At 69.9% G+C, this 14272-nt stretch carries 1 protein-coding gene (cut by a window edge); it reads right to left on the bottom strand.

Annotation, left to right across the window (positions count from 1 at the left end):
• Positions 1–12 precede the first annotated feature (12 nt).
• A protein-coding gene (locus FHW85_RS13555) for a non-ribosomal peptide synthetase (protein ID WP_168648573.1) crosses the window boundary here: on the bottom strand, positions 13–14272 show its 3' portion. The gene runs 17537 nt beyond the window's last position; 14260 of the gene's 31797 nt are visible here — the last part of the coding sequence; its start codon lies off the right edge, out of view; it ends in the stop codon at positions 13–15.

Here is a 14272-nt window from a genome sequence, read left to right as displayed (position 1 = left end):
CCTGTTGAGCGCTCACGGACTGGCCGCGGTGAAGGAAAGATTCGGCGTATAGCGGCCGATCCGCGCCGAGATATCGCGCGCCAGCTTTTCATTCAGCGGCGCCGACACGATCGACAGATGCGAACCGCCGATCCGCGACACCTCCAGATGCCGCCCCACCAGGTCGCGCCAGCCGAGCGAGACCTCGTCGCCTTCGTGGCGATCGGCGGCGAAGTACGTCACCGGCAGCTGCGCCGCCGGCGGACGATAGTCGTCGGCCGCGCGGCCGCAGGCTTCGTACAGCGCCACCGTGCGCTTCACCTCGTCCGCATCCAGCCCCGCCGGCACCAGCCCCGCGCCCATGCACAGCGCGATCACGCCGTCGAGATCGCCGCGGATAGCGCGCGCCATCAGCTCGGGATAGTCGGGATGGGTGCGCCAGTCGCCGGCCAGGTTCAGGTCGAGCAGCCAGTTCAGCAGCGCGCGGCAGGCGTCGTGCTGCACCGGATGCCGCTCGCGCTCCCTGGCGCGCAGCGCCGGCGCGCTGGTGTCGATCATGCCGACGAACTGCACGTCCTCGCCCGCCGCCAGCAGGCGGTGCGCAATCTCGTACGCCACCATGCCGCCCAGCGACCAGCCGGCCAGCAGGTACGGACCGGACGGCCGCACTTCGCGGATCGCATCCAGATACGCCGTGGCCATGGCGTCGATGCTCCGGTGCAGCGTCTCGCCCACCGCCAGGCCGTACACCGGCTGGTTGGCATCCAGGTGCTGGGCCAGGTCGAACGCGTACTGCACGCCGCCGCCGATCGGATGGATCAGGAACAGCGGCGCGGCCGTACCCTTGGCGCGGATCGGCACCAGGTTCGGATGCAGCCCGCCCTGCTTGCGCGTATCCACGAACGAGGCCAGCGCGCCCAGCGTGGCGTGCGAGAACAGGTCGCGCAGCTCGATCTCCGCCACGTGCCGCTTGCGCAGCTGCGAGACCAGCTGGGTCGCCAGCAGCGAGTGGCCGCCGAGTTCGAAGAAGTCGTCGGTCAGCCCGACCTTCTCCACCTTCAGCAGCTCCGACCACACCGCGGCAATGGCCTTTTCCATCGCCGTGCGCGGCGCGACGTGCTCGCCTTCGTCCTGCGCCATCTCCGGCGCCGGCAGCACCTTGCGGTCGACCTTGCCGTTGGAGGTCAGCGGCATCGTCGCCAACCCCACGAAGTACTCCGGCACCATGTAGTCGGGCAGCGTCTGCGCCAGGGTGCGGCGCAGCACCGCCGGATCCGGCAGCGCCTGCCCGTCGTGCGCCACCAGGTAGGCCACCAGGCGCTGCACGCCGCGCTCGTCCGGCCGCGCCAGCACCACCACGTCGCGCACCGCCTCCAGCGCGGCCAGCGTGGATTCGATCTCGCCCAGCTCGATGCGCAGGCCGCGAATCTTCACTTGGTGGTCGCTGCGGCCCAGATACTCGATATTGCCGTCCGGCAGATAGCGCGCCAGGTCGCCGGACAGGTACATGCGCGCACCGTCCTCGGCGCTGAAGGGATTGGGGATGAAGGTCTGCCCGGTGAGATCCGGCCGGTTCACGTAGCCGCGCGCCAGGCCGACGCCCGCGATATACAGATGGCCGACCACGCCCACCGGCACCGGGTTGAAGTAGTCGTCCAGGATATGGATCTGGATGTTCGCGATGGGCTTGCCGATCGGCACGCAGTTGAGCGCGCTGTCCTTGCGGCACTGCCAGTAGGTGACGTCGACCGAAGCCTCGGTCGGGCCGTACAGGTTATGCAGCGCCACGTGGTCCCAGGTGGCGAAGAAGCGCTGCTGCAGATCCATCGGCAAAGCCTGGCCGCTGCACATCACCTGGCGCAGCGAGCGCCCGCTGCCGGGTTCCACTTCGTTGAGGAACACTTCGAGCATCGGCGGCACGAAGTGCGTGGTGGTGATGCGCTCGGCGTCGATCAGGCCGGCCAGGTAGGCCACGTCCTGGTGGCCGCCGGGCTTGGCCACCACCAGGGTGGCGCCTTCCAGCAGCGGCCAGAAGAACTCCCACACCGAGACGTCGAAGCTGAAAGGCGTCTTCTGCAGCACGCGGTCGGCGGCGGTCAGCGGATAAGCCTCCTGCATCCACTCCAGGCGGTTGACGATGCCGCGATGGTCGATGCCCACGCCCTTGGGCTTGCCGGTGGAGCCGGAGGTGTAGATCACGTAGGCCAGATCGCCCGGCTGGGTGGCGTTGACCGGATTGCCGGCATCCTCCATCGCCCAGCTCGCGGCGTCGCCGTCGATGCACAGCACCGGCAGGCCGGGAATCGTCGGCGCGGCGTGGCGCAGGTGCGTCAGGGTGAGGATCGCCGCGGGCGCCGCATCCTCCACGATGGTGGCCAGGCGGTCGGACGGATAGGTCGGGTCCAGCGGCACGTAGGCGCCGCCGGCCTTCTCGATCGCATACAGGCCCACGATCATCTCGATCGAGCGCTCGGTGCACAGGCCGACCAGCACGTCCGGCCCCACGCCGAGATGGCGCAGGTGGCGGGCCAGGCGATTGGCCTGCGCATTGAGCTCGGCATAGGTCAGCGACCGGTTCTCGTACACCACGGCCACGTGCTCGGGCGTGCGCGCCACCTGCGCCTCGAACAGCTGGTGCAGCGTGTTCGTCTCCGGCGTCACGCGCGGATAGGCCTTGGCGGTGTCGTTGAAGCCGTAGACCAGCTGCCGGTATTCCGCCTCGCCGATCATCGGCAGCTCGCCCAGCGGCCGCTCCGGCTCCGCCACGATGGCCTGCAGCAGGTTGGCGAAGTGCTCGCCCATGCGCTCGATGGTGGCGCGGTCGAACAGGTCGGTGTTGTACTCGAAGCTGCCGTACAGGCCTTGCGGGCCTTCGCTGAAGGTCAGCGTGAGATCGAACTTGGCGGTCACCGTCTCGTGCGGCACCAGTTCCAGCTCCAGCCCCGGCAAGGCAAGATTCAGCGGCGCGTTCTGCAGCACCAGCATCACCTGGAACAGCGGCGAATAGCTGGTGTGGCGTTCCGGCTGCACCGCGCCCACCAGCTGCTCGAACTGCACGTCCTGGTGGGCGTAGGCGTCCAGCGTGGTGGCGCGCACCTGCTTGAGCAGGTCGGTGAAGCCCGCGCTCAGGTCCACCTGGTTGCGCAGCACCAGGGTGTTGACGAAGAAGCCGATCAGGTCCTCGATCTCGCTGCGGTTGCGGTTGGCGATCGGCGTGCCGATGCAGATGTCGTTCTGCCCGGAATAGCGCGCCAGCAGCACGTTGAAGGCCGCGCACAAGGTCATGAACAAGGTGCCCTGCGACTTGCGGCTCAGCGCCTGCAGCTTCGCGCTGAGCTCCGCCGGCAGCGCATAGGGCAGCGCGGCGCCGTCCTGGCCCTGGGTGGGCGGACGCGGGCGGTCGGTGGGCAGGGTCAGCAAGGTCGGCGCGCCGGCCAGCTGCTTCTTCCAGTAGCCGAGCTGCCGCTCCAGCACCTCGCCGCTCAGCCATTCGCGCTGCCAGCGCGCGAAATCGACATAGCGCATCGGCAGCTCCGGCAGCGCCGCCGGCGCACCGAAGGCGCGGCTGGCATACAGCGTGCCCAGCTCGCGCACCAGGATGCCCATCGACCAGCCGTCGGAAACGATGTGGTGCATGGTCAGCAGCAGCAGATGCTCGTCGTCGGCCAGGCGCAGCAGGCTGCCGCGCACCAGCGGCCCGCCGTGCAGGTCGAACGGCGTGCTCGCCTCGTCCAGCATCAGCTGGCGCGTCTGCGCCTCGCGCTCGCCCGGCGCGCTGGCGCGCAGGTCGTGCAGCGCCAGCGCCAGCTCCACGCGCTCGGCGATGTACTGCACCGGCGTGCCGTCCACGCTGCCGAAGCGCGCGCGCAGCGCATCGTGGCGCAGCACGACGTCGTTGAGCGCGCCTTCCAGTGCGGCGGTATCCAGCCGGCCCTTCAGGCGCACCGCGGCGGGAATGTTGTAGGTGGGGCTGTAGCCTTCCAGCTGATCCAGGAACCACAGGCGCTGCTGCGCGAACGACAGCGGATAGCTTTCTTCCCGCACCGCGGCCGGCGCCGCCACCGTGCTGGCCGGAGCCGTGGCAAGGGCGGCGGCGGCCACCCATGCAACCAGGGCGGCGACCGTCGGCGCTTCGAGAATCGCCGCCACCGGCACCTCCACGCCGAACTCGTCGCGGATGCGCACCGCCAGCCGCGTCGCCAGCAGCGACTGGCCGCCGAGCTCGAAGAAGTCGTCGTCGAGCGCCACCGACGGGCGGCCCAGCAGCTCGCACCAGATGCGCATCATGGTGCCGGTGGCATCGGTGGCCGGAACGTCGGCCGCGGCGAGCGCCAGCCCTTCCTTACGCACCGCCCCCAGCGTCGGCAACGCATCGACGGCGTCCGGATAACGCACGTCCGTCCAGCACACCTCGCGTGCGAACGGATAGCTCGGCAGGCTCACGCGGCGCGGCTTGGCGGCGCCGGCGTACAAGCCGTTCCAGTCGAATGCGAACCCCTTCACCCACAGGTCGAGCAGCTTGCCGTACTTGCCCTTGGCCACCCAGGCCTGCACCGCGGCCTGCATGTCCTCGTCGTCGGCCAGCGCGGAGAACGCATTGCGCTTCGCCTGTCCCGCATAGACGTCGTCCACGTCCTTGCCGCCGGCGAGGATCGCCGCCAGCTTGCCGCGCAGCTCGTCCAGCGATTCCACTAGCAGGGCCAGGCGCTCCTCCATCGCCTCGCGCCCCACCTGCAAGGTGTAGGCGATATCGGCCAGCGCCAGGTCGGAGGCGTGCCGCTCCGGCGCCAGCGCCGCGAGCAGCCGCTCCACTCGTGCCTTCAAGCGTTCGGGATCGCGTGCGGACAGCACGATCATGGCCGGACCAGGCAGGCCGCCACGCATCGACGACGACGGCTCGACGTATTCCTCGATCACCAGGTGCGCGTTCGCGCCGCCCGCGCCGAACGAGGAAATGCCCGCGCGCCGCGGGAATTCGCGGCGGCGCCCGTCGACGTCCAGCTGCGGCCGCGTCCACGGCGCCAGCGCCTGCTGCACGAAGAACGGCGTGTCGGCGAAACGGATCTCCGGATTCGGCGTGGCCGCATGCAGGCTCGGCGCCAGCATGCCGTGCTTCATCTGCATCAGCACCTTGCTCACCGCGACGAAGCCGCTCGCGCTTTCGCTGTGGCCCAGGTTGGACTTGGCCGAACCCAGCGCGCAGAACTGCCGGTCCTGGGTCCACTGGCGGAACGCCTTGGCCAGGCCCGCCACCTCGATGGGGTCGCCCAGGTGGCTGCCGGTGCCCTGCGCTTCCACATAGCTCACCGTGCGTGCATCGATGCCGGCGCGGCGCAATGCGTCGCCTACCAGCTGCGCCTGCATATTGGGGTTCGGCACCAGGTAGGCGTTGGTCTTGCCGCCCGAGTTGATCGCGCTGCCCTTGATCACGCCATAGATATGGTCGCCGTCGGCCACCGCGCGATGCAGGGGTTTAAGCACCAGCGCGCCTACCGCCTCAGCGTCGACGAAGCCGTCCGCGCCGGCCGCGAAGGACCTGCACTTGTCGTCGGCCGACAGCATCGCCATCGAGGCCAGGTCGATCAGCTGGGTCGGCGCCACGATCAGGTTCACGCCGCCGGCGATCGCCACCTCGCTGTCGCCGCTGCGCAGGCTTTCCAGCGCCAGATGGATGGCCGTCAACGAGGACGAGCACGCGGTATCGACCGCCAGGCTCGGCCCCTGGAAATTGCACAGGTGCGAAATGCGGTTGGCGATCGACCAGAAGCGCGCGCCGGTGGCGTAGTGCTCGTTGGTGACGCCGACGAACACGCCGACCTTGCGCGTGGCGCTGAGGCCGGCGGCCGTATAGCCCGCGTCCTCGATGCTCGCATGCACCTCCTGCATGAACAGCCGCTCCTGCGGGCTCATCAGGCGCGCCTCGCTGGGCGCGATATGGAAGAACAGGCGATCGAAGCCCTGCACGTCGTCCAGCAACCCGGCCCAGCGCGTGTAGGTCTTGCCGGCCTGGCCCTTGCGCTCGTCGAAGAAGCGGCCATGCGCCCAGCGTTCCGGCGGCACTTCGCTCACGCTGTGGCGGCCGGCGGCGAGGTTGTCCCAGAACTGGTGGACGTCGTTGGCGCCGGGGTAGCGGCCGGAGAGGCCCACGATGGCCACGTCGAACGGCGCCACTGGGGCGGGCACGGTGGGGATGGTGGCCTCCACCGGCTGCACCTCGCGTGCGGCAGTGCTGGCTGTCTGTACCACGGCGGCCGGCGCTGCAGCCGGCGCGGCGGCGGCCATGCCCGCCCAGCGCGACAGTGCCGCCGGATCGGTGCGCAGGAAGTGATCGACCAGCGCTTCGACATCGTGGTGCTCGAAGAACAGCGTCGCGCCGATCTGCTCCGCGCCGAACACCACGCGCAGCGCATCGGTCAGTTCCATCACCAGGATCGAATCGAGTCCGTACTCGTCGAAGCCCACCGTCGCCCCGATCGCCTCCAGCGGCAGCGCCAGGCGCCGGCTGATCAGCTTGCGGAACTGCAGGATGCTCTTTTCGCGCAGCACGGCGCTGGCCGGCTGCGTGTCGGTGGCGTGGCCGTGGTGCGAGGTGAAGTCCTTGGAATCGTTCATGGCAGGTGAGTTCCGTTCGTGGTTCGTGTCGCGTGACAGCGGAGGTGCCGGCTTGAGATGGACCGTGCGCAGGCTGAGTTTTTCGATGCGCACGCAGACCTGGCCGTGCGCATCGCAGAGATCGATATCGAATTGGCGGATGTCGCCGGCGGCTGCGGTGCCCGCGGCGTGGCGCACGTAAGCCCACATGCCGGCGGCGCAGGCCGCATGTGCCTGCACGCCGTCGACGGCAAACGGCAGGGCCAGCGCGATGCCCTCTTCGCCATGCGCCGCCAGATGCATGCCGAGCGACGACTGCAGGGCGGCATCGAGCAGGCTGGGATGCAGCGCGTAATCGGGCAGCGTGGCGGCGACCGGGGCTGGCAGGGAAATCTTCGCCAGCACTTCGCCTTCGCCGACGAACAGCTCGTCGATGCCGCGGAAGGCCGGGCCGTACTGCAGGCCTTTGCTTTCGAAGATGGCGTAGCAGTGCTCGTGGCCGACCTGCGCCACCGTGCAGCGGGCGCGCAGCGCGGCGAGATCGTGCCGTTCGGCGGCAGCCTGCCCCGCCAACGCGATGCCTTGGCTGTGGACGGCGCCGTCCTCGCCGCGCAGTTCGAAGCGGAACGCGCCGTCCGGCTCGGCGGTCAGCGCAAGCTGCAATGACAGTCCGCTGTCGTCCGCTACCGCCGGGCGGACCCATGCGACCTTGCCAAGCCGGACGCCGGATCCCGGCATCGCCTGCTGCGCGGCGGCGCGGGCCATTTCCAGCTGGGCCACGCCGGGCAGCACGCGGCGCCCTTGCACGCGATGGTCGGCGAGGAAGAACTCGCTGCCGTCGAAGCGGCTGCCGAAGCGGCCTGCCGCCGCATCGGCGGTCTGCAGCAGCGGATGTTTGCGGGGTGGCGGTGCGACGCGCACGTCGACTCCGGTCCAGCGCCCCATCGCTTCCGGCTCGACCGCGATGAAATGATCGGCCAGCGCATCGATGCTCGCATGCTCGAAGAACAGCGTGGAGGAAACCCGCTCTTCGATCCCCAGCTCCTCGAACGCCGCACGCAGCGCGTTGGTCAGCTCCAGCACCAGGATCGAGTCCATGCCGTAGCGGTCCAGCCCCGTCGCCGTATCGATCTCGCCGGCCGGCAGCTTCAGCGCCTTGCCGATCAGCTTCGCCAACTTCGCGCGGCAGCGCTCGCGCAGCGAAGCGGCATCCGCCGGCGCAGCCGCTTCGGCTGGACGCGAGACCGTGGCCGCTTCCACCCGTACCGGCGCGCTCGCCTTGGCCGCGGGCTTCTGCAGCACGACACCGTCGCTCTCCGCGACGATCACCTGCTGCCCCAGCCCATGCGCCGGCTCCGCCGGGAAACGCACCTGGCGATAGCCCTCCTCGCGCAGCACGGCATGCCAGCGCGCCGGCGACAGGCTCGGGCAGCCGGGAATACGCAGCGCCTCGTCCTCGTACAGCCACCAGCCATCGAGCAGGCCGAAGGTCAGATGCGACCACAGCTCGCAGCTGGCCAGCTCGTTGAGCACCAGCTGCCCGTTCGCACCCAGCAAGGCCTTGGTGTTGCGCAGGCTCTCGCGGATGTCGCGCGTGGCGTGCAGCACGTTGGTGGCGATGGCCAGGTCGTAGCCGCCGGCCTCGATCTCCTGCCCTTCGAGCGGGCTGCCGATATCCAGCAGCCGGTACGAGAGATAGGGATACGACGGCCCGTACTTGCCCTGCGCGTGCAGCAGGAAGGCGCGCGACAGGTCGGTGTAGCAGTACTCGCCGATGTGTTGCGCATACGGCGCCAGCCGCGCCATGACCCGCGCGCTGGTGCCGCCGGTGCCGGCGCCGATCTCGACGATGCGGATGCGCGCCGCCGGATCGCGCGCCACGCGGGCCGCGACGAAGGCGAGCACCGCCTCGCACAGCACGTCGTTGAAATGATCGGCGACGGCATTGCCCTGGTAGACGCCCTCGACCAGCCGCATCGACGAGTCCGGGAACATCACCGCGGTGGCTTCGACCTCGCCGCGCAGGATCGCCGGCAGCGAGCGCAGCATGGCGTCGACCAGGGTTACCTGGGCCTGCCGCACATGGCCTGCGGCCTGCCACGCCACTTTGCGCGCGTTCCATTCGGACCAGGCGCCTTCCAGCGAAGGGGACACCGTGAGGCCGGCCTGCGCGATCATGCGCAGGCTGTGCTTCAGCCAGCGTGCGTAGCGCGGGGAAGCAGCCGCCGCATCCGCCAGCCCCAAGCCCTGCAGCTCGCCGCGCAGGATCGCCAGCGCCAGCCGGTCGATCTCCCGGCCCTCGGCCGCGAGATGCGCCGCATCGCCCTGGAATGCCGGCGGCACGCTCAGGGTGTCCGCCACCGAGTCGAAGCGGGCCGGGTGCATGCGCACCTTCGCCTGCCCGACCAGATCGAACACGCCGCCGCGCACGTCCTCGCGCACTGCCTTCATAAAGCCCAGCTGCGGCAGCGGCGAACGCAGCAGCCGTTCCAGCGCCCGCATGCCTTCGGCCGGCTCGATCGAACCGATGCCCTGCCGCGCCATGCGCTCGCGGTAATCGCCGGAGGCGACCACGCCGACGCTGCCCCAGTAGCCCCAGTTCATCACCTTCACCGGATACGGCAGGCGCGCGGCCAGATGCAGTGCGTAGGCATCCTTGAAGGTGCAGCCCGCCGCATAGTTGCCCTGCCCCGCGGCGCGCACGAAGCCGGCCAGCGAGGACAGGAACAGCATGAAGTCCAGCGGTTGGGCGCCGAACACCTGGGCGATCCGCACGCTGGCCGCGACCTTGGCCGCCAGCCCCGCGCGCAGCCGCGACTCGTCCATCTGCGCCACGCTCTTGTCGAGCAGGTCGATCGCCGCATGCACCACACCGTGGATCGCGCCATGGCGCGCGAGCACTTCCGCGCAGGCCCGTTGCAGCGCCGCGCGGTCGGCCGCATCGGCGGCGATATAGAGCGGCGCCGCGCCGAGCGCGCCCAGCCGCGTCAGCGCCTGTGCGATCGCCTCGTCTTCCGCGCGGCGGCCGATCCACACGATGCGCGCACGATGCGTGCGGATCATATGCTCGCTCCAGGCCTGGCCGATGCCGCCGGCGCCGCCGATCACTACATAGACGCCGTCGTCGCGATAAGGCGAAGCCTGTTGCGCCACGCTCGCCGCATCCACGCGCGACAGCACCTGGCGGAACCACTGGCCGCCACGCCAGGCCAGGGTGGCGCCGCGGCCCTCGCCGGCCAGCCGGTACATGCGGTCGAGCGGCCAGGCATCGGCGCGCGGCATGTCGAGCAGGTGCAGGCGCCAGCTGGCGCATTCCTTCGCCACCGCGCCCATGAAGCCGTGGATCGCGGCATGGCCAGGTGCGACGGTGTCGGAGCCGTGCACGCACTGCGTCTGCACGGTCACCACGGTCCAGTCGAGCGCGCGGCGGTCGAAGCCGAGTGCGAGCAGGGCCTTGACCAGGCGGAACGCAGCGATCACGCCGTGTTCCTGAGCAGCGATCAGCGCGTCGTCGTCATCGGCCGCGCGGGCTTCGTCGACGGCCAGCCAGACGATGCGGTCGAACGAGCCGAGCGCACGCAAGTGTCGTTCGAGCACGGCGACGTCCACCGGCATCGAATCGAGCACCGCCGCATCCGGCAGCGCATCCAGCAGCATCGCCCGCCGTGCCGGCGAGCCGCCGGCGATCAGGGTGCGTCCGCCTTCCGAGCTTGCGGCAAGCTTCGGCTCGACGACTTCCCAGGTCGGCAGCAGCAGCCATTCGTGGCCGCTGGGCAGAGGTTCTACGGGCTCGCTGCGAAGCGGCGCTGTCGTCTCCGGCACCCAGTAGCGGCCACGTGCGAACGGATAGGTCGGCAGGCCGATGCGACGCGGCCTGCGCGCACCGTGCCACTGCCGCCAATCGACAGCGGCGCCCTTCACCCAGGCATCGAGCAGCTTGTCCAGGTCGCGGGCCGCGGTCCACGCGCCGATCGCCTGCGTATCGGCTGCGGCGTCACGGCGTCCGCGCGATGCGGTGCCACGATGGATGAGTGCCGACGACTCCCCGGCTGCCACGACGGAATGCAACCGCTCACGCAGTTCCTCCATCGACGCCACCGGCAACGCCAGCCGCGACTCCATCGCTTCACGCCCCACCTGCAGCGTATAGGCGAGATCGCCCAGATCCACCTCGGACCGCGTAACGAAGTCCAGCAGCAGGCGAACCTGCTCCTGCAGCTGCCGCTCGTTGCGCGCCGACAACAGCACCGGCACCGGCGCGGTCACCGGCGGCCGCGCCGCCACCGGCGCCACATATTCCTCCAGCACCACGTGCGCATTCACGCCGCCGAAGCCGAACGAACTCACGCCCGCACGGCGCGGCAACGGCCTGCCCTGCGCGTCGCGCAATGCCGCCCACTCCCGCGCCTCGCGCACCACGTAGAACGGACTGCCGTCCAGTTCCAGATACGGATTGAGCCGTTCGCTGTGCAGGCTGCGCACCAGGGTGCGGTGCTTCATCTGCAGCAGCACCTTCACCACGCCGGCCACACCCGCGGCCAGTTCCAGATGGCCGATATTCGTCTTGACCGAACCCAGCCCGCAGTACGGCGCGGCCAACGCCTCTGCGCCGAACGCCGCCTTCAGGCCCTGCACCTCCACCGGATCGCCCAGCCGCGTACCGGTGCCGTGCGCTTCGATATAGCTCACCGTGCGCGGATCGATGCCCGCCTGCCGCTGCGCCGTGCGGATCACCTCGGCCTGCGCCACGGGATTGGGCGCGGTCAGCGAGTTGGCGTGGCCGCCATGGTTCTCCGCCACGCCGCGGATCAGGCCATGGATGCAGTCGCCATCGCGCTCGGCCTCCGACAGTTTCTTCAGCACCAGCATCGCCACGCCTTCGCCGCGCACATAGCCGTCGGCTTCGGCGGCGAAGGTCTTGCAGCGGCCGTCGGCGCTGAGCATGCCGGCCTTGCTGAAGCTGATATGCGCTTCCGGCGTCACGATGGTGTTGACGCCGCCGACCACCGCGACCGCGGCCTGCCCGCCGCGGATCGCGGCGACGCCGCGCGCCAGCGCCACCAGCGAACTGGAACACGCCGTTTCCACCGGCTCGCTCGGCCCATGCCAGTCGAACATGAAGCTGATGCGGTTGGGCCCGACCGAAGGCACGCCGCCGGTCGAGGCGTACGCTTCGCCACCCAGGCCCGCGCGGTCGACCAGCCGGCCATAGCCGGTGGCGCCGGTGCCGATATAGACCGCCGTATCGCTGCCCGCCAGCGCGTCGCCCGCGTAGCCGGCGTCTTCCAGTGCCTTCCATACGTGGATCATGGCCAGCCGCTGCTGCGGATCCATCAGCTCCGCTTCCTTGGGCGAGACGCCGAAGAACAGCGGATCGAACTCGTCGACGCCATCGATAAAGCCGCCCCAGATGATCCGGGTGCGATGCGCCTCGCGGCCCTGGTCGCCATGCAGGCTGCGCCAGTCCCAGCGCGACGGCGGGATCTCGTCGATGCAGTCGCGGCCGTCGCGCAGGTTCCGCCAGAACGCTTCGATATCCGCCGCGTGGGGGAAGCGCCCGCTCATGCCGATGATGGCGATCGGTTCGTCCGCGGCGGGCACAGTAACCACCGGCACGGGTGCGCTCACAGCGGCGGCGGAAACCACCGCAGCGGCACGCTTGCGTACCGGCGGCGCAGCCACGACGCCCTGCTCGCGCACCAGGTGATCGATCAGGCGGTCCAGCGTGGGATGCTCGAAGAACACCGTCGGCGTCAGCCGCAGCTGGAAGCGCTGGTTCAAGGCGTTGCCGAACTCGGTCAGCGAGACGGAATCGAAGCCGTATTCGCTGAAAGTGGTTTCGCCGTCCAGATCGTCCGGCTTCACCTTGATCAGGGCCGAGACCAGCTCGGTCAGCGCGGTCCATACCGCCTCGCGCGACGATTCGGCCGTCTCTTCGATCGTCATCTCTTCCACCATGGCAGCCGGCGGCGCGGCGATGCCCTGCGTTGCCGTGCCCAGCACAGCCTCGCGGATACGCTCCGGCTCGCCCGCCACCACCAGCAGCTGGCTGGCGTCGCTGGCCCAGGCCTCGCGCAGGATGCGCAGGCCCTCGGCGCTGCCCAGCGGATGCATGCCCAGCTGCTGGCGCATCATCGCCTGCGTCGCGGCATCCACCTGCATGCCGCCTTCGGCCCACAGCGGCCAGTCGATCGACAGCGTGCGTCCCTGCCGTTCGCCGCGCGCCACCCGCTCCGCGCGCTCATGCGCGAAGGCATCCATAAAGGCATTCGCCGCCGCGTAATCGGCCTGCCCCACGCTGCCCAGCGCACCCGCGATGGAGGCGAAGCAGATAAAGGCATCCAGCGCCATGTCGCGGCTGGCCCGGTCGAGATTCAGCGTGCCCGCCACCTTGGCGCGCAGCACCTGGCGCAGTTCGTCGCGGGTCTTGGCCAGCAGGAAGCTGTCGCGCACCACGCCGGCGCTGTGCACGATGCCGTCGAGGCTTTCGAACTCCTCCGGAATGCCGCGCACCAGCGTGTCGATGGCCTCGGCGTCGGCGACGTCCACCGCGTGATAGCGCACCACCGCGCCGAGCGCTTCCAGCTCGCGGATGCGGCTCTTGATCGTTTCGTCCAGCGCGGAACGGCCGGTGAGTACCAGCACCGGGTTGCGCACTTCGCTGGCGATGGCGCGGGCAAAGATCAGGCCCAGGCCGCCGGCGCCGCCGGTGATCAGGTAGACGCCGTGATCCTTCCAGGGCGATGCGCCCTGCGCCGACGGGCGTAGTTCGGTCCATCCGGCGGTCTGGCGCTCGCCGCGCACATGGCGCACGCGCTGCGCGGCGCCGTCTTCCGTCAGCGCGGCGGCGACATCCTGTCCAGCCTCGACCGCGATCAGCTGGCCGAGCAGGCGCGGGCTCTCCAGCCGCGCGGTGCGCAGCATGCCGTCCAGTCCGGACAGCGCCTGCCACTCGCCTTCGCGCGGCACGACGACCTGGATCAGGTGCTGCCCCGGCTGCGCGGCCAGACCCTGCAGCGTTTCCAGCAGCAAGCTCGCCGCCGCTTCGAACGCACTGCCGAGGTCGGCACCGCTTGGCGCGACCAGGCAGGCCGCATGCGGGAACTGCTCGCGGATACGCACCGCCAGCCCGTCTTCCAGGCCGCACAGCAGCACGACTCGCGAAGCGGGAGCGGCAGCACCTTCAAACACGGGACGCACCGGCCATGCAGGCCGGAACATCAGCGTCTCGATGGGTGCGGCCGCTGCAGCGATTACCGGCTCGGCACGTGCAGGCGCCTGCGCCGTTCCTGTGGGGAACCAATGGCGTTCACGTGCGAACGGATACGTCGGCAGGCTGATGCGGCGCGGGCGCACACCATTCACATGCAGGTGCCGCCAATCGAGATTGAACCCCTTCGTCCATAGATCGAGCAGCCGCTCGTACTTGCCGCGCGCAAACCAGCTGGCCACGGTGGCGGCCATATCATCATCGCCGGCCAGCGCAGCAAGCGCGTCCGCGCCGCGCCGCGCCTGTCCCAGGTAAAGGCCTTCGATCGCCGTATCGCCGGCCAGCCATGCCGCGAGCTTGCCGCGCAGTTCGTCCAGCGAATGCACCAGCAGCGCAAGGCGTTCGTCCATCGCTTCGCGGCCGACCTGCAATGTGTAAGCCAGGTCCGCCAACTTGAGTTCCGGCTTGGCCAGGTGGGCCATCAACTCGCCT

The sequence above is a fragment of the Dyella sp. SG609 genome, from assembly GCF_012275375.1.
GTDB classification, from domain to species: Bacteria; Pseudomonadota; Gammaproteobacteria; order Xanthomonadales; family Rhodanobacteraceae; genus Dyella_D; species Dyella_D marensis.
The sequence above is the reverse complement of the archived record's forward strand: the minus strand, read 5'-3'. Positions and strand labels throughout refer to the sequence as shown.